General features: G+C 40.1%; 17 protein-coding genes and 9 tRNA genes. 4 read left to right on the forward strand and 22 right to left on the reverse strand.

The window, feature by feature from the left end:
* Positions 1 to 65: 65 nt before the first annotated feature.
* The 3 genes from O3655_RS07275 to O3655_RS07285 all read right to left on the reverse strand — a co-directional run bounded on the left by O3655_RS07275 (position 66) and on the right by O3655_RS07285 (position 2,550).
* The gene (locus tag O3655_RS07275) at positions 66 to 1,103 is read right to left on the reverse strand and encodes a zinc-binding dehydrogenase (protein ID WP_049501574.1); all 1,038 of its coding nucleotides are present in this window, start codon (positions 1,101 to 1,103) and stop codon (positions 66 to 68) included.
* Positions 1,104 to 1,457 (reverse strand): stress response transcriptional regulator NmlR, encoded by a 354-nt coding sequence (gene nmlR / locus O3655_RS07280; protein WP_001022654.1) that lies wholly within the window; start codon positions 1,455 to 1,457, stop codon positions 1,104 to 1,106.
* A 205-nt stretch (positions 1,458 to 1,662) separates the two neighbouring features.
* Positions 1,663 to 2,550: a cation diffusion facilitator family transporter gene (locus O3655_RS07285; RefSeq protein WP_308697113.1), complete on the reverse strand. Its 888-nt coding sequence runs from the start codon at positions 2,548 to 2,550 to the stop codon at positions 1,663 to 1,665.
* Between the two features lie 132 nt (positions 2,551 to 2,682).
* Here O3655_RS07285 and O3655_RS07290 point away from each other — a divergent pair, with 132 nt between their 5' ends.
* Both O3655_RS07290 and O3655_RS07295 read left to right on the forward strand, forming a co-directional pair.
* Positions 2,683 to 3,240: a TetR/AcrR family transcriptional regulator gene (locus tag O3655_RS07290; protein ID WP_308697112.1), complete on the forward strand. Its 558-nt coding sequence runs from the start codon at positions 2,683 to 2,685 to the stop codon at positions 3,238 to 3,240.
* A 26-nt stretch (positions 3,241 to 3,266) separates the two neighbouring features.
* Positions 3,267 to 3,599, forward strand: a complete 333-nt coding sequence (locus O3655_RS07295) for a glucuronide permease (RefSeq protein ID WP_242747299.1) — start codon at positions 3,267 to 3,269, stop codon at positions 3,597 to 3,599.
* Positions 3,600 to 3,632: 33 nt separating this feature from the next.
* Here the strand turns inward: O3655_RS07295 and pnuC are convergent, their stop codons facing one another.
* The 10 genes from pnuC to O3655_RS07345 all read right to left on the reverse strand — a co-directional run bounded on the left by pnuC (position 3,633) and on the right by O3655_RS07345 (position 15,978).
* Positions 3,633 to 4,370, reverse strand: coding sequence for a nicotinamide riboside transporter PnuC (gene pnuC / locus O3655_RS07300; RefSeq protein WP_000014133.1), 738 nt, complete (start codon positions 4,368 to 4,370; stop codon positions 3,633 to 3,635).
* 543 nt (positions 4,371 to 4,913) lie between these two features.
* On the reverse strand, positions 4,914 to 6,434 hold the full coding sequence (locus tag O3655_RS07305; RefSeq protein ID WP_042902615.1) for an ABC transporter permease/substrate-binding protein: 1,521 nt from the start codon (positions 6,432 to 6,434) through the stop codon (positions 4,914 to 4,916).
* Complete coding sequence (locus O3655_RS07310) at positions 6,427 to 7,155, reverse strand: ATP-binding cassette domain-containing protein (RefSeq protein WP_371641267.1); 729 nt, start codon at positions 7,153 to 7,155, stop codon at positions 6,427 to 6,429. The genes O3655_RS07305 and O3655_RS07310 overlap by 8 nt, the downstream gene beginning before the upstream one ends.
* A 72-nt stretch (positions 7,156 to 7,227) precedes the next feature.
* Positions 7,228 to 7,671, reverse strand: coding sequence for a MarR family winged helix-turn-helix transcriptional regulator (locus tag O3655_RS07315; RefSeq protein WP_000872569.1), 444 nt, complete (start codon positions 7,669 to 7,671; stop codon positions 7,228 to 7,230).
* A 144-nt stretch (positions 7,672 to 7,815) separates the two neighbouring features.
* The gene (locus O3655_RS07320) at positions 7,816 to 9,009 is read right to left on the reverse strand and encodes an O-antigen ligase family protein (protein ID WP_371641274.1); all 1,194 of its coding nucleotides are present in this window, start codon (positions 9,007 to 9,009) and stop codon (positions 7,816 to 7,818) included.
* A 132-nt stretch (positions 9,010 to 9,141) separates the two neighbouring features.
* Positions 9,142 to 10,584, reverse strand: a complete 1,443-nt coding sequence (gene gtfA, locus O3655_RS07325) for a sucrose phosphorylase (RefSeq protein ID WP_268700552.1) — start codon at positions 10,582 to 10,584, stop codon at positions 9,142 to 9,144.
* A 205-nt stretch (positions 10,585 to 10,789) separates the two neighbouring features.
* Positions 10,790 to 11,623: a carbohydrate ABC transporter permease gene (locus tag O3655_RS07330; RefSeq protein WP_000711270.1), complete on the reverse strand. Its 834-nt coding sequence runs from the start codon at positions 11,621 to 11,623 to the stop codon at positions 10,790 to 10,792.
* A gap of 16 nt (positions 11,624 to 11,639) precedes the next feature.
* Positions 11,640 to 12,512, reverse strand: coding sequence for a carbohydrate ABC transporter permease (locus O3655_RS07335; RefSeq protein WP_371641268.1), 873 nt, complete (start codon positions 12,510 to 12,512; stop codon positions 11,640 to 11,642).
* 18 nt (positions 12,513 to 12,530) lie between these two features.
* Entirely contained in the window at positions 12,531 to 13,781 is a 1,251-nt protein-coding gene (locus O3655_RS07340) for an extracellular solute-binding protein (protein ID WP_084917472.1), read from the reverse strand.
* 34 nt (positions 13,782 to 13,815) lie between these two features.
* Positions 13,816 to 15,978: an alpha-galactosidase gene (locus O3655_RS07345; protein WP_371641270.1), complete on the reverse strand. Its 2,163-nt coding sequence runs from the start codon at positions 15,976 to 15,978 to the stop codon at positions 13,816 to 13,818.
* Positions 15,979 to 16,085: 107 nt separating this feature from the next.
* On the opposite strand from O3655_RS07345, the gene O3655_RS07350 reads away from it, so the two are divergent.
* Both O3655_RS07350 and birA read left to right on the forward strand, forming a co-directional pair.
* Positions 16,086 to 16,946, forward strand: coding sequence for an AraC family ligand binding domain-containing protein (locus O3655_RS07350; RefSeq protein ID WP_371641272.1), 861 nt, complete (start codon positions 16,086 to 16,088; stop codon positions 16,944 to 16,946).
* Complete coding sequence (gene birA / locus O3655_RS07355; protein ID WP_042902606.1) at positions 16,943 to 17,878, forward strand: bifunctional biotin--[acetyl-CoA-carboxylase] ligase/biotin operon repressor BirA; 936 nt, start codon at positions 16,943 to 16,945, stop codon at positions 17,876 to 17,878. The genes O3655_RS07350 and birA overlap by 4 nt, the downstream gene beginning before the upstream one ends.
* Positions 17,879 to 17,952: 74 nt before the next feature.
* Here the strand turns inward: birA and O3655_RS07360 are convergent.
* The 9 genes from O3655_RS07360 to O3655_RS07400 form a co-directional block, all read right to left on the reverse strand.
* Positions 17,953 to 18,040: transfer RNA gene (locus tag O3655_RS07360), tRNA-Ser, on the reverse strand.
* A 6-nt stretch (positions 18,041 to 18,046) separates the two neighbouring features.
* Positions 18,047 to 18,120, reverse strand: a tRNA-Ile gene (locus O3655_RS07365).
* Between the two features lie 33 nt (positions 18,121 to 18,153).
* A tRNA-Gly gene (locus tag O3655_RS07370) sits at positions 18,154 to 18,224 on the reverse strand.
* A 16-nt stretch (positions 18,225 to 18,240) separates the two neighbouring features.
* Positions 18,241 to 18,313: transfer RNA gene (locus O3655_RS07375), tRNA-Phe, on the reverse strand.
* A 3-nt stretch (positions 18,314 to 18,316) separates the two neighbouring features.
* A tRNA-Met gene (locus O3655_RS07380) sits at positions 18,317 to 18,390 on the reverse strand.
* A gap of 11 nt (positions 18,391 to 18,401) precedes the next feature.
* Positions 18,402 to 18,491 (reverse strand) — tRNA-Ser (locus tag O3655_RS07385).
* An 11-nt stretch (positions 18,492 to 18,502) separates the two neighbouring features.
* Positions 18,503 to 18,576, reverse strand: a tRNA-Ile gene (locus tag O3655_RS07390).
* Positions 18,577 to 18,589: 13 nt separating this feature from the next.
* Positions 18,590 to 18,663: transfer RNA gene (locus O3655_RS07395), tRNA-Met, on the reverse strand.
* A gap of 5 nt (positions 18,664 to 18,668) precedes the next feature.
* Positions 18,669 to 18,742 (reverse strand) — tRNA-Pro (locus O3655_RS07400).
* Between the last annotated feature and the right edge of the window lie 12 nt (positions 18,743 to 18,754).

The following is an 18,754-nucleotide window of genomic DNA, read 5'->3' on the forward strand; positions in this document are numbered from 1 at the left end:
CAACAAATATACCAACGCAAAAAATCCTAATAGAGAGTCTCAAATCTCCATTAGGATTTTCATTGTTAATCCATCACAATCATAGACTTAATGGTCTTGCGTTCATCCATATCTTTATAAGCCTGGTCGATATCTTCCAGTTTATAACTTGAAGTAAAGACGCGACCTGGATTGATGTCTCCATCAAGAACCGCTTTTAACAAAACTTGTTTGTCATAAGTGGTAACTGAGGCTGCTCCACCTGCCACTGAAATATTTTGGGCAAAGGTTGAACCAAGGGCACGGTTATTATAATGTGGAACACCGACAAATCCCATGCGTCCTCCATTATGAAGGACTCCAAGGGCCTGCTCAACGGCTGCTTCAGTCCCAACACATTCAAGGGCTGCATCTGCTCCACCACCGAGGATTTCACGCACCTTGGCAATTCCCTCTTCGCCACGTTCAGCCACAACAGCTGTCGCCCCTGATTCCAAGGCCATCTTTTGGCGGTCTTCATGACGGCTCATAAGGATAATTTGTGATGCACCACGCATCTTAGCTGCAATGACAGCGCATTGACCAACAGCCCCATCACCGATAACGACCACCTTGTCGCCCTTTTGCACATTAGCAACACGCGCCGCATGATAGCCTGTCGGCATGACATCAGCAAGTGTCAAAAGTGACTTGAGCATGCCTTCGCTATAATCTGAAGGTTGACCTGGAATTTTCACAAGTGCCCAATTAGCAAAGTGGAAACGGATGTACTCTGCTTGGACCCCGTTAGACCAGTTGGTGCCAATATGGCGGTCACAAGTCCCATCATAGCCAGCGCGACAGGCATCACACTCCCCACAGCCATGGGTGAAAGGTGCGATGACAAAGTCTCCTGATTTTACTGTAGTAACGTTCTCACCAACTTCTTCGATAATTCCGATAGCCTCATGACCGCTATTTCTATGTCCTTCTTCGATTTCTGGATTACGGTAACTCCAGAGGTCCGAACCACAAACGCAAGTACGGACAATGCGGATAATAGCATCATCTGCTTCTATAATTTGCGGACGTTCAATTGTAGCAAGTCCAACCTTGCCTGCCTTTGTATATACTGCTGATTTCATTTAAAATTTTCCTTCCTTGTAAAGTTTAATTTTGAGATTTAAGCGATTTAAAGCCGTCTGTAACTGAGAAAAGCGCTCTTCTAATTTTTTCTTTTCCTCTTCTAAAATACCAAGCCTTCCCTCTCGCGTTTCATCCCCCTTTTGGTAGAGCGACATATAGTCAACTAAACTGTCTACAGAGACACCCGCCGAACGGAAACACTTAATAAATTCCAGTGCTTCTATATCCTGATCTTGAAAGTCACGAATCCCAGTTGCAGTTCGAGTAATCGGTGGCACAAGACCAACTCGCTCATAATACCGAATCGTATCCGCTGAAATTCCCAATAAGTCGCTGACAGATTTAATATTCATATACTAGCCTCCTTTCATATCCTTCATTGAATTTAAGCAATGATAACTCACTTATCTTATTATACAACTTTGAGTTGACTCCAAGTCAAACATTTTGCATCTAAAAGAAAAATTCTTTTAATTACCAAATTTTTAAAATATTTAAACTGGAAAGAAAATACTCTATTTCAAATAACATAGGGGTTCAATCATTCTTGACTCTATACTAATGATGCCCATGCTTCTGCTCTAACTCTCTCACTCTCCGTCTATGTTGCGCATGATTGCTTTGACTGCTATCTACTTCAATAGTGATATTCTGCACGCCTCTTTCTTCTAAAAATTGACGCACTACTTCTTTGGTTTCCATCATCTGTTCCCAGTCCTTGATACAAATGTGAACAATAGCATTATTCTCTAGACCATCCATGGACCAAATGCTAAGTTGATTAACACTTTTGACATTGGGTAGAGCCTCTAAATCTTTCTCCAAATCACTTGTCTCGACCCCTTCTGGCACAGCATCTAGGAAAATTTTTAGTGCACTCCAAAAGCGTGGAATGGCTTTCGACAGAATAAAGATGGAAATGACCAGAGATAAAAGCGGATCGAGGATATACCAGTCCGTAAATCGAAGAATAATCGCCATTAGAATGACAGCCAACCAACCAAGAGTATCTTCCAAAAAATGCAAGCTAAGAATAGACTCGTTCTTTGTCTTTCCTTTACGGACTACTAGACTAGCTAGCACATTAATACTGACGGCAATGATTCCTAGCCAGAGGACGCCTTCCTCATTGACAGGTTGTGGGTGAACTATCTTTGTGATATTTTCCAAGATCACTAGGACAGACCCTATCATAAGAATCACAGCTGTTAGAATGGCCCCTAGAAGGCTGAAACGCTTGTAACCCAAGGTGTACTGTCCATCTTCTTCTCGGTTTGAGATTGTTTCTAAAAGGGCTGATATGCCAATGGCTATAGCATCTCCTAAGTCATGAACAGAATCAGCAAGAACAGCACTCGAACCAAAGATTCCTCCTGCGATAAACTCAACAATAGCATAGCTTAAATTTAAGAAAAAAGCTAACCAGGTAGATGTTTTAGAACTCATTTCTCTCCCTCCTTTGGTATAATGGGTATATACATACTTCTTTCATTTGTATTATCTAATAAAATCCAAAGAAAGGATAGAAGCAAACTGTCAGTCCTGTTCAGTTCTGAACAGTTTGTCTCAAGTGTCTATATGCTAAAAAGAGACCGTCGAGTCAACAAGACTAAAAAAGCCATCTATCAAGCTTTTTTACAACTTTTGAACGACAAAGGCTATGATGCCACTACTGTCCAGGATATCATTGACCTCGCAGATGTTGGACGTTCTACTTTTTACTGTCATTACGAGAGTAAGGAACTGCTTTTAGATGAACTCTGTCGCTACCTCTTTCATCATCTCTTTGAAAGGGAAGGACACTTTACTACCGAGGACTACCTCGCTCATATCTTTTTACATTTTCAGAAAAACCAGGACCATGTCACCAGTCTCCTTTTTTCCAAAAATGACTACTTTCTCCGCCAACTACACAAGGAACTCGAACACCACGTTTATCCCATGGTGGCGGATGACTTACAAGAGGCCTATCCAAACATTCCGGCCTCCTACCTCCAGCATTTTGTTGTGACGAACTTTATCGAGACCCTAACTTGGTGGCTAAAAAAAGGAAAATCTTATACCGAAAACCAAGTGGTGAGATTTTACCTTGATGTAATAGAGATGACCTCATCTACAACTCCACTTGATAACTAAGCCTGTAACTCAGAAAGGAACCAACTATGTTAACTTCGATGATTCTAGGAATACTAACAATCGTACTAGCTCTCGCATTCTCATTACTTCACCTTGCTGCTGCCTTTTCAGCCATGAAACAAAAGAACTATAGTCTGGGAAACACGTGCATCTTGGTCGGCAGTTGCCTCACCTCTCTGGCTCTAGCCATCTTTTACTTCGTTCCAGTTGCAACCATTCTTCTATGGATTGTGGGTTCGAGTATCGTCTGCTATGGAGCCTACTGGAACGGCCAACAGAAAGAAAAGCAACATATCTCGCACCACATCGTTCGTATAACGAGTGCTATTGTCATTACGGTATTATTCATTTTGCTCTAACACAAAAAGGATCAGATGATCCTTTTTTACTTTTTAAGCGCTTTTTGCTGCCTTGCTCCACTGATACCACCCAACTAGACTATTGATCAAGTAAATCAGGTATTTTCCTTGGATTTGCAGGCTTTCTCCCCACCAGAGATAGATTGAAAAGACAGTAGTAGCAGCCCAGAATATCCACTGTTCACGGTAAACAGCTGTCATGAGGATTTGCCCTACACCATTGGTCGCATCAGTGATAGAATCACGATAGGGACGATTAGCTCCGATAGACTGATAAATAAACCCAAAGGCCAACCACCAAAGAACACTAATAGAAAGATACTTTGTCCAACCCTTGCCGTCTAGTTTACGTGCGACAAACTCTTGTTGTTCTTTCTTAAACTGGGCTTGATAAATCCAAACCAAGAGACCAATTGGCTGCATAATTGTAAAATAGAGAGTTGTTAAAACCTCACCATAGAAGCCTTTCTGCAAAGCCAAGATAAGGTAAATGACAGAGTTAATCAAACCAAAAAGGTAATTACTTGCTCGACCTTCTGATACAAAGATGACACAGATAATTCCAGTCAGGCTACAAATCATCCCAACCCAGTCAACAATGCGGTGTTCATAAATCAACTCAAGCCAGATTGGAAAACTTCCTAAAACTAGCAGGTAAAGCCACTGGGAAAAACTACGATTGGCAAAGAGGTCATTCCAGATAGCCTTCATAGTTCCTGAAAATCCTAAATCAGCCATAGCAGCAACCATACGGCGGTAACCGCCAGACATTTCACCAAGAGTAATTTTGATATTCTTGAGTTTTGTTTACAAATAAGTCGTCATATTTTCTCCTTTTGTTTTTAAAGAGCCGTGTCTGGATAGACTTTCGGACGCAACGCTCTATTATATATCTACTGAACTGTCTATACACAAGATTTCCATCCTTAGTCGACATGAGCTGGAAATCTTTATTTGTTAAGTAGTTCACAACACATTATACACCTATTTTGTGAATAGTCAAGTGTATTTACAGTAAAAATCTAGAAAATCCTGAAAATTTCCTCTTATACTCTTCGAAAATCAAATTCAAACTACGTAAGCGTCGCCTTACCGTATATATGTTACTGACTTCGTCAGTTCTATCTACAACCTCAAAGCTGTACTTTGAGCAACCTGCGGCTAGCTTCCTAGTTTGCTCTTTGATTTTCATTGAGTATTATTTTCCATTTTAAATGACATTTAGTAACTCTAATATCAAAAAAGCCCAGACAAGATTGTCTGAGCATTTTTTTATATGGTCGTTTAGCCAAAGTTGAGTTTGCTATTCTCAAGCTATTTCTTCAACAAACCTTGTTCTTGTAGAAATTCTTTGGCTACTTGTTCTGCTGACTTGCCTTCAACACCGACTTGGTAGTTGAGCTGGCTCATCTGGCTTTCCGTGATTTTACCAGCCAATTTATTGAGAACTGTCTCCAACTCAGGATGTTTCTTGAGAAGAGCTTCTTTCATGAGTGGTGCCCCTTGATAAGGTGGAAAGAGTTGCTTGTCATCTTCCAAGACCTGTAAATCATAACGCGCCAATTCTGCATCTGTCGAATAGGCATCTGTGATTTGAATATCGCCTGACTGAATTGCCTGATAGCGAAGAGCTGGCTCCATGGTCGCTACGTTGAGATTGAGACCATACATTGATTGCAAGCCCTTATTGCCATCTTCACGGTCATTAAATTCGAGTGTAAAGCCTGCCTTCAACTGGCCTTCCACTTTTTTCAAGTCCGAAATGGTCTTCAAGCCATATTCTTTAGCAATTTTCTTCGGAACAGCTACAGCGTAGGTATTTTGATAAGACATAGGTTTGAGATAGGCTAGATGATCTTGTTTGGCAATGCCATCACGCGCCACCTGATAAACCTGTTCTGGCTCATGCCCCACTTTAGGTGCTGGTTGAAGCAAACTTTCAGTCACTGTACCAGTAAATTCAGGATAGATATCAATATCCCCTTTTTTCAAAGCTTCATAGAGGAAGCTTGTTTTCCCAAAATTCGGCTTAACAGTCGCAGTCATACTGGTATTTTCTTCAATCAGCAGCTTATACATATTGGCCAAAATTTCGGGTTCTGGTCCCAATTTTCCAGCAATCACCAAGTTTTCTTTCTCTTTTTGAGCTAAGAGGGCTGGACTATAAGACAGACCGAGCAATATGGTCACCAAGGCAAAACCAGAGAAAATCGTCCGCAATTTTGCTTTTTCCATCACTTTTAGTAGGAAGTTAAAGGCAATAGCAAGCACTGCAGAAGAAAGGGCCCCAATCAAAATCAGACTGGTATTATTGCGGTCAATTCCCAAAAGGATAAAGGAACCCAGTCCCCCTGCACCAATCAAGGCAGCCAAGGTCGCCGTACCGATAATCAAAACCGCTGCCGTCCGAATCCCAGACATAATGACAGGCATGGCAAGTGGAATTTCAAACTTCTTGAGACGCTCCCACCTGGTCATCCCAAAGGCAATCCCAGCCTCTTGCAGACTTGGATCAATTCCCTTCAGCCCCGTGATGGTATTTTGCAAAATCGGGAAAATCGCATAAATCACCAGAGCAGTCAAAGCAGGCAAGGTCCCAATTCCCATCAAGGGAATAAAGAGTCCTAACAAGGCCAGAGACGGGATGGTCTGGAAAATTCCTGCAATCTGCAAGACCCAGTCCGCCATCTTTTCATGATAACGAAGATAAACAGCCAAAGGAATCGCGATAAAAATAGCTAGTAACAAGGTCAAAAGTGACAACTGCAAATGTTGAGATAGAGCTGTTACCCAATCACCAAAACGATCCTGAAAAGTTGATATCAAATTAGTCATGAACACTACCTCCAAACAAATCTGCTACAAAGTCCGTTGCAGGAGCTTTTAAAATGGTCTCAGGGTTCGCCACCTGACGAATCTCTCCGTCCTGCAAGACAGCAATACGGTCCGCCAATTTCAAAGCTTCATCCGTATCATGGGTCACAAAAATCGTTGTCATTCCAAACTCTTTATGCAATTCTTTCGTCAGAATCTGCAACTGTTTTCTCGAAATAGCATCCAAAGCCGAAAAGGGCTCATCCATGAGGAGAATCTTAGGCTGACCAATCATAGCACGAACAATACCGACCCGTTGCTGTTCTCCACCAGATAATTCATTAGGTAAACGATGCCCATACTCAGCCACTGGTAAACCAACTTTAGCCAAAAGCTCTTCTGTTTTCTTCGCAATGTCTTCCTTAGTCCAGCCCTTCATCTCCGGAATGAGGGCAATATTTTCCGCAACCGTTAGATTGGGAAACAGAGCAATGGCCTGTAAAACATAACCAGTAGAAAGACGAAGCTCACGCTCATCATAGTCTTTGATGCGCTTACCATCCATGTATATATTTCCATCAGTTGGTTCCAAAAGACGGTTAATCATCTTGATCATGGTCGTCTTACCAGACCCAGAAGGCCCAACTAAAACCATGAACTCCCCATTCTCAATCTGTAAATTGACATCTCTCAAAACATCTTTTTCTGTATAGCGTAGCGCTACATTTTTGTATTCAATCATTCTTTGTCCTCAATTTAAAATTTTCCTCGGTTGGTCAAGTTACCAACCTTTTAATAACTAATTTACCCCACTCTAAACCTCATTTTCCTTCTCTTTCAGATTAGCCAAAATTCTTTCTTGAAAACCTTCAAACTGACGAATTTCTTCCTCTGAAAATCCTTTGTAACAGATAGTATCCAATCTCTGACTGACACGTTGCCCAACTTCTTTCTGGGACTTGCCCAACTCTGTTAAAACTAAATACTTCTTACGCTTATCTTCTCCACACGGACTGACAGTTATAAGATTTTGCTCCTCTAACTTTTTTATCATAGTCGTCAACGTATTATTAGCAAGCCCAGTCGCAAGCGCAATATCTGTCGCAGTTGCACAGCCCGTCTTACTATTCCATAAAACCGCTAAAATCTTTCCCTGCTCACTCCGATAAAGAGAGTCAGGGTCTTGTCTCAGTAACTTTTGAAAAATCCGCCCATTCAACAAACGAATATGATGGGCTACCAAATGACAATATTTCATGAAACCTCCAATTTATTTCTATATCGATACGAATAAAAAATATTATAATACTTATTATTCCAATTGTCAACTATTTCGACTTAGAACTAATTTTTCTCAGTAAAAAATCTCCTACTCAAGGTAGAAGATTTCAATCTTATAAACTTAATCCGTCATGTCTGATACCAAAGTTCGACGCTCCAATGGAATACTGCACATAACTAACAAGAAAATGAAGCCTGACTGAATCCAGAAAAGGGCCAAGTCAAAGATTCCATGCACAGCAACCACTGTAAGGAAAGATAGATAAAGACCGATAATTGGACGTTTCCCCGACTCCTGACTCATATCCATCATCAAACGAACAGGAGCAACAGAAGACAAAGCTAATAAAATGGTTCCCACAATTCCGTAACTCAGAATCGTATCAATATAAAGGCTGTGAGCATGTTCATGATAAGGAGCATTTATCCGAGGATAAGAGTGCATATAGGTCAATGGCCCCTCCCCCCAAAAAGGATTTTGCTTAAACAAGGCCATCCCAGCATCCCAGATAGAAATGCGTTCTTCCATAGAGGAATCTAAAGTCCCCATCCGAACTCCCAAATCACTAGAAAAAAGGAAACTCAAGCCAATCGCAAAGACCCCGATACTAAGCCAAAAGGCCTTCCAGTTTTTAATGGTTGTAAAGAGATAAATGATGGCTCCAGCGATAATAGCAGGAAAGGCAGTTCGATTTTGCGTAAAGTTCAATCCAAAGAGATTAACAAAGCCTGCAATCACACAGAATACCTTCAACCAATTCAACTTGGTCGTTGTAAAGAGATAGAAGGCAATCATGATACAGAAACAACAAATAATTCCATAGTAATTAGGATTAAAAAAGGTCACTTCTGCCCGATTCTGATGCCATACCTGCATATTGGGCGAAAGAAAGGCATAGTTAAATTTCTTTACAATTTGGAAATGCTCCAAAGTAGCAAAAGCGGCAGAGACAACACTACCAAACAAAACCGTCTGGAGTATCAGTCGAAAGAAAGCATGCGTCAGACGCTTCTGGTAAAAACTAAAGAAAATAAGAAATAGGAGCATCAGGAAAGATGCTGCTAGACCAAGCCAGTTCTTGGCGACGATGGAAATGACACTACTGTAGGCAATAAAAAAGAGAAGTACAGGATGTTTGGCTAATCCTTTGATAATTCCCTTCATCTCCCCAGTAACAAGTAAACCTATCAAATATAAAGCAAAGAGTGATAAGAACAAATAAAAAGGTAAAAAGATACTCATGATCATCAGATACAAAAAGAAATCTTTTTTCGAAAGCCCTCTTATCTTATCCAGTAATCCAATTGATTTCAAAACGGATCCTTTCTGTTCTGGATTTCTCCAGAAGATAAATGCTAAACTATCTTTATATTCTACCATTTTTTCCGTCATTTGGGAACAATGAACACGTTTTCGCCACAAAAAAAATCTTTCATTAATATGGCACTAGAACTGAATGTTTCTACCGTTTTCCACTACTTGATAGGTCTGACTTTGCAAATCAATTTCTGCTACTGCTGTTACGGACTTGTCTTTATTTTGACGTTTGATTACAATGCTGTGAGCTGTTGGTGTTTCAATGTCAATAGTCCCTTCTAGGTCAAAGGCCTCTGACCGATTACGGAAAGAAAATAGATTGAGAAGGGACTTCACCACAGGACGTTGAACTTCTTCTGCTATTTCCTCATTGCTATAGTAATGACGATTAATATTTCGACCTTCTTTGGTTTCTTCTAATAATTTCAAGTCATTTTTTCCTGCTAATAGACCCACATAGTAAACCTGAGGAATGCCTGGAGCAAAAGCTTGAATCAGACGAGCGAGGAAGTACTTGACATCATCATCTCCAAGCGCAGAATAGTAGGTTGAATTGATTTGGTAGATATCTAGATTATTATACTCTGCACTAGAGTACTTACGTTTGACATTCGCTCCAACCTTATAGAGCTCATTTGAAGCATAGTCAATTTCCTCATCAGTCAGGATATCCTTGACATCCACCACTCCAATTCCATCATGGGTATCTAGTGTCGTAAATTGCTTCATCGGGCTCATCTTTAACCACTTAGCCAAGCGCTCTGTTCTAGAACTGTAAAGAGTATAAAGGGTCACCATTGGAAGGGCAAAATCGTAAACATAGTAATCATGGTCCGCTATTTTAAACTGAATCGAATAGTGTTCATGAATCTCAGGTAAGAGCTCTGTCCCATACTCAGCAGCGATATCTCGAACTTTGTCCAATAAATTCCAAATATCTGGTTCCACAAAGAAATCATTGGTATCCAATTTCTTCACTGCATAAGCAAAGGCATCTAGGCGAATCAAATCACACCCGTTACCTGCTAGATGTTGAATCGTCTTACGGATGAATGCCATCGTTACTTCTTTGGTCACATCAAGATCAATCTGCTCTTCACCAAAGGTATTCCACAAATGTTCTACTGAACCATCTGCAAAAAGAATTTCTTGCTTTGGTGCACGATCCTTACGCTTGTAAATTAAATCTACATCAGCTTGTGTCGGACGATTTTCCGGCCAAAACTTGTCCCAGTTTAAAAAGAGATCTTTGAATTCACTAGCTTCATGTTTTTCTTGATAGTCCTTATAATACTTAGATTGACGAGAAATATGGTTAATCATAAAGTCAAACATAAGATAATATTTCTCACCTAAACGCTTAACATCCTCCCAATCACCAAACGCTGGATCCACTTCATCATAGTCAACTGGTGCAAATCCACGATCTCCTGTTGACGGGAAAAATGGTAGAAGGTGAACTCCCCCAATAGCATCGCCAAAATGTTCTTCCAAATTCTCATACAAGTCTTTAAGGTTATTTCCAAGACTATCTGAGTAAGTAATCAACATGGTTTTATTTTGAATGGTCATAGATGGTCTCCTTTTTCTGATGAAAGCCAAGTCTTATATGACCTGGCTTCGTAAATGAAAGATATTTTTAGGTTTTTGTTCATATTGAACTCGTACTACTATAGACTGCAAGCAACTAAGTACTACTTTCTTTTTTCTACATAGAATTGTAAACAAGCTGAACTGTTCCTCTATGTATGGAATTATAAATTCCCTAAGCACTTTCTTACTTCACTGCCCCGTTACTCATTCCTGAAATGATATGTTTTTGGAAGATGAGGTAGACAATGGTTATCGTTACAATTCCCACAATATAAGATGCAAAACTTGGACCATAGTCATTGAAGTACTGACCTTGGTAGTTGTATTGGAAGAGAGGTAAAGTCCACATCTTGGAATCCTTATTCAGAATCAAGAGTGGCAACATAAAGTCATTCCAGAACCAGAGAGCATTGATAATCAAAGTTGTCGCATGCATGGGCTTCAACATTGGAAAAATGATTCGACGATAAATTGTAAAACGATCAGCCCCATCAATTTCCGCAGCTTCGTCCAAACTATCTGGTACACTGATTTTTATATAACCAACATACAAGAAGAGAGTCTGTGGAATAGCATAAGTTAGGTAGAGTATTACTAGCCCCCACATATTTGCTAGGCCGAGTTTACTCATCATAACTGTGATAGGAATCATAATCACCTGAAATGGAACAAATATCCCTAAGATCAAGAGCGAATACATAATGGCAAAGGCTTTTTTCTTGGACATATTTCGAGCAATGGAATAAGCTGCAGCTGGTATAAAGAAAGCTACTACAATCAATGATAACACCGTAATAACTGCTGAATTCCAGAAATAGCCTCCAATTCCGTCCGAAATTAATCGTTCATAATTACTTAAGGTAAAAGGATTGGGCAAACTAAAGAAATGATTCATGATATCCTTAGTTGTCTTGAAAGAACTAAATACCGTTACCAACAAAGGAACAAGTATAAGAATACCACCGACTATCAAGAGGACGTATTTCCAAAACTGATTCAATTTTTCTTCTTTTTTCATGTGTAGGACTCCTCTATTAGATTTCAAATTTTTTTGATAGCTTGATTTGTATAAGAGAAACAATTCCAATAATTAAGAATAAAATCAAGGCAATTGCATTCGCATATCCATATTGATTACTCTTGAAAGCATAGTTGTAGACTAAAAGTCCAAGAGACGTTGTAGCATTATTTGGACCACCACTCGTCAATGCAAAAATCTGGTCAAAGGCTGTCAAACCGGACTTAAGAGCCAAGATAAAAACCATAGAGATCGTTGGCAATAAATAGGGCAATTCAATCTTCCAAAAGGTTTGTTTACTGGTTGCACCATCAATTGATGCTGCCTCTAAAATATCATTTGGAATACTCTGAAGACCAGCAAGAAAGAGAATGATTGGCATTGCTACTCCTTGCCATAGAAGAACAAAAATAGTTGCCACTACCGCTCCGACTGGTGTCCCCAATAGACTCTCTTGTAAAAAGCTAATTCCTAAAATTTTTCCAATCGTTGGAAGCCCATAGTTGAAGAATTGTTTAAAAATCAAGGAAACTGTCAAACCAGACAAAACAGCCGGGAAAAAGAACCAAGCTCTAAAGAAGGTCTGCCCCTTCATCTTAGAATTTAAGGCTCGTGCCACAACCATCCCAATCGTAATATCTCCAATAATCAATGCCAGAGTTAAAATCAAAGTAAAGGCTATGGCTGTGAAGAATTTCCCATCAATCATCAGCAATTTGTAGTTATTCAAACCAACAAATTTATAATTATAGGTCAATCCAGTCCAGTTAGTCAAACTATAGAAAGCACCTTGTACCATTGGAAAGTAAAAGAAGATAGCTTGTAAAGCAAGCGGGATAAGCAAAAATGTCCAACCCCAGTATTTATTTAAAAATTTTCGAATAGCCATATCATCTTAACTCCTATTCTAGTCCAAATCTGCCTTCATTGGATTAAAGAAAGCATTGAGATTGTTTGCCATATTTTTCAGATTTTTATCCATCAAGTAACCTGCACTTAGATTAAAAAAGTCTTCTTCAGAATTCCAGTGTTGACCCAACCAAACATAATGTTTGTCCGTAAATGCCAGTTTAGAAATCTCTGTAAGCGCTGAGTCTTCTTTTTCCTGTATGCCTTTCACCGCAACTGGTGATCCATCTACATCATAGTATGACTGCATAGCTTTTGGACTAGTCATATAGCTGATAAATTCTTCGGTTTCTTTCGGATATTTGGTAGTAGCTGAAGTTGATAATGCCATGTCCCCTGCACCAACAGTGACTTCTTTTCCTACTTCTTCGCCTGGGAAGGCAAACATCCCCACCTCAAATTTTGGATCCTGTTGATTAATTGCGGCTAATGCCCATGATCCTTGTGGCATCATCAAGGCTTTTCCACTCGAAAATGCTACCACCGCGTCATTATAAGAGGCACCACGCCAACCATCTTGAGCATTATCTGCTAATAAATCGAGTCGTTCTGCATCTGCTTTTAAAATAGCATCATCTGCAGAGATTGCGTTTGGTTTTGAAAAGCGAAGGTAGTTATTAGCCGCGTCTCCACTACCTGTAAGAGTAATGAGAGAAAGTTGGTGGTAACCATTCAATGTCCAGCCTTCATTGCCTGCAACCGCAAACGGAGAATTCCCACTATCTTTTATCTTTTTAACAATCTCTTGAAACTCTTTAAAAGTCTTCGGTTCCTCAAGTCCTAATTCTTTAAACTTCGTTTTATTGTAATAGATTCCATAAAGGTTGGCTGTTAATGGCACACTATAAATCTTGTTATTGATTGCATACTTTTCAGCATAGTCATTCTTGATGTTCTCAAGATAGGGTTTTCCTGTCATATCTGCAAAATAACCTGCCTTCGCCCACTCCTGAAAATCCATATTTTGAGGATAGATATTAATAATATCTGGAACATCTCCTGATAAAATACGAGTCTTTAGAACAATTCCAGCTGAAGGTACTGTAGTCAGCTTCACATCAATATTAGGGTGTTCCTTTTCAAAATCATCCACTATCTTTTGCAAGGTATCTGCCATCTCGGTCTTCTGGTTAAAAAACTCAATCGTTACCTTGCCATCAGTTGATTGATTGTTCTGACCACAAGCCACTAGGCCTAGTAAACTTGCCCCAGCTACTAAAAGAAAACCTGCTTTCTTATACCATTTCATTGGAATGCCTCCTTGATAAATTTATACGCTTTTATTATAGTCTTTTGAATTTATACTGTCTACTCAAAAAATCTCCTGGCGATAGGGAAACAGTTAAACCTGCATACATGAGCTCTGCACCCGAGTAAACAATGTTTGTCCCTTCCAGCTCATAAAGCCCTTCCACTTCTAAGTCTTTCAGTTTCAAGGTGGTTTCCATTGTTTCCACAACTGATAGGACTCGGACGTAGGTTACGATCGTCTGATTTCCATAGTTAAATTGCACAGCTGCTTCATTGGATTCAGCATCGGGATTGATTAACCTATACTGGTTTCCCAACTGGACTACTGGTCGCAATTCTTTATACAAGATCACCTGATTAGCAATCTCAGCCTTCTCTTCATCAGATAAACTTGTCAAATCAAGCTCATAACCCAGATTTCCCATCATTGCCACATGACCACGAGTTTCCAATGGTGTCATTCGTCCCATCTGATGATTTGGTACTGCTGACACATGAGCCCCCATAGAAATGGTTGGATAGAGATAGGATGAGCCGTATTGAATTGGTAAACGTGCAATAGCATCAGTATTATCACTAGCCCAGACTTGTGGGAAATAACGCATCATACCAAGATCATTTCTGCCACCGCCACCAGAGCAGGACTCAAAGAGAATATGGCTATGCTTCTCTGTCAGATAAGAAACGAGTTCATAAAGCCCCAGCATGTACTGATGAGACTGCATCTGGGTTTCCAGATAAACTGAACCATTCCCCAGATTAGTGATATTGCGGTTCATATCCCATTTGATGTAGTCAATTTTATGATGAGAGAGGAGTTCATCTAAAACATTTTTCAGATATTCTACTACCTGATGATTGGCAAGATTAAGTACCAATTGATTTCGAGAGTAAGTATGATTATATCCTGGAACCTGAATAGCCCAGTCAGGATGTTTACGATACAAGTCGCTATCAACAGAAATCATCTCAGGTTCTAACCAAAGCCCAAACTGCAAACCTCTTTCATGGATCGCTGAAATCAGACTTTCAAGACTTCCACCCAGTTTTTCCTCATTCACAACCCAATCACCTAAAGCACGATTATCATCAAAGCGATTACCAAACCACCCATCATCTAATACAAAAAGTTCTATTCCAACTTTCTTAGCTTCATCAGCTAGTTCTAACAGTTTTTCTCTCTGAAAGTCAAAGTAGGTAGCTTCCCAGTTATTGATTAGAATTGGACGCTCTTTTTTAGAAAAGTTATTTGGCATAATGTGCTTAAGTACAAAATTCTGACTTTCATGACTAATACCAGTTAATCCCTTATCTGAATAAGTCACTAAAGCTACCGGTGTTTCAAAATTTTCCTCAGGATCTAACTTCCAAGAAAAGTTTTCTGGATTAATGCCAATAGCCACCCGAACTTCATTCAGTTGATTCTTTTGAACAATAGCTTCGAAGTTTCCACTATACATCAGTTGTAGAGCAAACACATTCCCAGCATCCTCTGTAACTCCTTGATCACATAATATAAGAGCAGGTGTTTGAGCATGCCCAGAAGCTCCACGGTTCGAACTAATCGAAAAGATTCCTTGCTCTACCTGTTGCCGTCGGACAGTCTTTTCACGAGCATAAGCTCCCTGCAGAGTTACTATTTCGTAAGCTGCAGCAGGAAAATCAGCCATAAAAGAAAATTCCTTATAAATGACAACTTCCTGATTGCTATTATTTTCCAATTTGCTGTAACTAGCAATTGTCGCATCATTATCAAAAGCTGTATAATACAAAGTCAGACTAAGTTGAGCCTTAGAATCTTTTAAAATCAAGGCAAGCGTCTCTGTAGCATCCATGCTGTGAGGAGAAGGTAAGCCCTGTGGACCATTCTGACCTTTTAAAATCTTTGCTTCTACAAATCGAAAGTCTGTTACTTCAGTTGCATCATGTTGAACCTGTAAAGTTGGTTTTCTAAAGTCACCCAAACCATGTTGTCCAAAAATCTGACGTTGCGTATCCAAACTAAAGGTTCGATTAGTAGCTATGGGATTAGCAGAAAAAGCATGATCGCGTTCGTAAACACTATTAGCCCCTCTATAGTTCTTAATAGTCTTTCCTAAATGTTTTAATAATAAGAACCCATCCCTATTTTCAATAATCAAGCTTAAACCTTTACTCTCAACGTAAAATAGATTATTCTCTATTCGAACTCCCATAAATTGTACCTCATCCATTTCTTGATAAAATTTTAGCACATAAAAGCGCTTTCTAAAATAGAGAAATGTATACAAAGTATGGTAAAATGTTAGGTAGGAGGTGACCCATGCTCGTTTTTTCAGAATACCAGACTGGAACAATTGATCTTTCTCTTAGCTTCTACGGTTATGAAGAATGCACGCCTAACTACTCTTTTGGCCCAGCTATTCGAGATACCTATGTACTCCATTACATTACTAAAGGAAAAGGTCAATTCCATTATAAGGGGAAAATTGTTGATTTAAAGGCAGGAGATTTCTTTTTACTAAAACCAGATGAATTAACATTCTATCAAGCAGATAGCCAGGATCCTTGGGCTTACTACTGGTTGGGGATCACTGGAGGGAGGGCACCTGACTACTTTGCTCTATCTCAAATTTCTGACCAATCCTACCTCACCCAGTCAAATAACTGTCATACACAGACAACTGCAAAACTCATCTCAGATATTGTCCGCTTCGCTCAGATTACAAAATCAAATGAATTGGCTCAACTCCACATTATGGGACAACTCCATGAACTGATGTTTCATCTAGGAACGATTGCTCCAAATCAGAAAAAAGAGAATATTTCATCAACCCACCAGCTCTATCTTGACTGCAAACAATTAATTGATAGTCACTATCCACGATCGCTCACCATTCAAGATTTAGCTAAAGAGCTATCGGTTCATAGAAGTTACTTAACTAGTGTGTTTAAAGAATTTCACCAACTCTCTCCAAAAGAGTATTTACTTTTCGTTCGAATGAAGCGTGCGCAACAGTTACTAGAACACACAAATGAAACGATCAAAGTCATTGCATATTCTGTAGGTTTTTCAGACCCACTACATTTCTCAAAAGCCTACAAACAGTTTTTTCATAAAACACCTAGTCAAACTCGAAAAGAATACTCTCATTCCCTCTCAGCTAGAAAGGAAAATCAATGAAATCACACCAACTAGTCTACCAAATATTAGCTAGAGAAAACGATTATGTTAGCGGAGAAAAAATCGGAGAAGAACTGAATTTAAGCCGTACATCTATATGGAAAGCGATCCAACGTCTTCAACAAGAAGGCCTAGAAATTAACAGTATCAAAAATAGAGGATACAAGCTTATTCAAGGCGATCTGATATTACCTGATTTAATTCAAAAGAACACCAACTTAACCATTCGCTACAAACCTGAGACCAAATCAACCCAAACAGATGCAAAAGAAGGGATTGAGGCTGGAAACCAAGGAAACACACTCTATCTTTCAACCTGTCAAACAGCAGGTCGTGGCCGCTTTCAGCGCCCCTACTATTCTCCATCTCAGGGCGGGATCTATATGTCTCTGCATATTCAACCAAACCTTCCCTATGAAAAACTCCCATCCTATACTCTTCTTGTGGCAGCTGCAGTCTGCAAAGCCATTAAAAATCTAACTATGATAGAAGTAGATATCAAATGGGTAAATGACATCTACTTCAAAAATAAAAAAATAGCAGGAATCCTCACCGAAGCGATGACATCAGTTGAGACAGGCTTGGTTACAGACGTCATTATCGGACTTGGTATAAATTTTTCTGTCGAAGACTTCCCAGAAGACCTAAAAGAAAAAGCAGGTAGCCTATTTAAGCCAGCTGCACCAATTAGTCGTAATGAGTTCATCAGCGAAATATGGAATTGTTTCTACAATACGGATTCAGATGAGCTACTTTATATCTATAAAGAAAGATCAATCGTACTTGGAAAAGAAGTTACCTTCCAGCTAGATGGAAAATTGAAAAAAGGGCTTGCAAAAGAAATCTCAGAATCCGGCCAACTTCAAGTCGAACTTGAAGATAAACACACTATCTGGCTAAATAGCGGAGAAATATCACTAACAAGTTGGTAATAAACAAATCCCCCTTTTAATGATATAGAAGGGGGATTTACATACAAAAAAAGAGCCTAGCAACTCTCAACGTACGGAGAATGGGGGATTCGAACCCCCGCGCCGGTTACCCGACCTAACGATTTAGCAAACCGTCCTCTTCAGCCTCTTGAGTAATTCTCCTATTAATGGGCACGAGTGGACTCGAACCACCGACCTCACGCTTATCAGGCGTGCGCTCTAACCACCTGAGCTACGCGCCCAAGTTCAAAAACTTGGTATGAACTTTCGTTCAAAGCGGGTGACGAGAATCGAACTCGCGACAACAGCTTGGAAGGCTGTAGTTTTACCACTAAACTACACCCGCTTAGTAAAATAAAATATGGCGCGAGACGGAATCGAACCGCCGACACATGGAGCTTCAATCCATTGCTCTACCAACTGAGCTACCGAGCCAAATTGCGGGAGCAGGATTTGAACCTACGACCTTCGGGTTATGAGCCCGACGAGCTACCGAGCTGCTCCATCCCGCGTTAATATAAAAAGGAGGATGTGGGATTCGAACCCACGCACGCTTTTACACGCCTGACGGTTTTCAAGACCGTTCCCTTCAGCCGGACTTGGGTAATCCTCCATTATTTACAATGGACCTTGTAGGACTTGAACCTACGACCACTCGGTTATGAGCCGAGAGCTCTAACCAGCTGAGCTAAAGGTCCGACAAGATCAATATAGCGGCGAAGGGGATCGAACCCCCGACCTCCCGGGTATGAACCGGACGCTCTAGCCAGCTGAGCTACACCGCCATGAATCGGGAAGACAGGATTCGAACCTGCGACACCTTGGTCCCAAACCAAGTACTCTACCAAGCTGAGCTACTTCCCGCGTTAAATAAAA

It is taken from the genome of Streptococcus sp. 27098_8_70 (genome assembly GCF_041432215.1).
In the GTDB taxonomy this organism is placed as follows: Bacteria; Bacillota; Bacilli; order Lactobacillales; family Streptococcaceae; genus Streptococcus; species Streptococcus oralis_CP.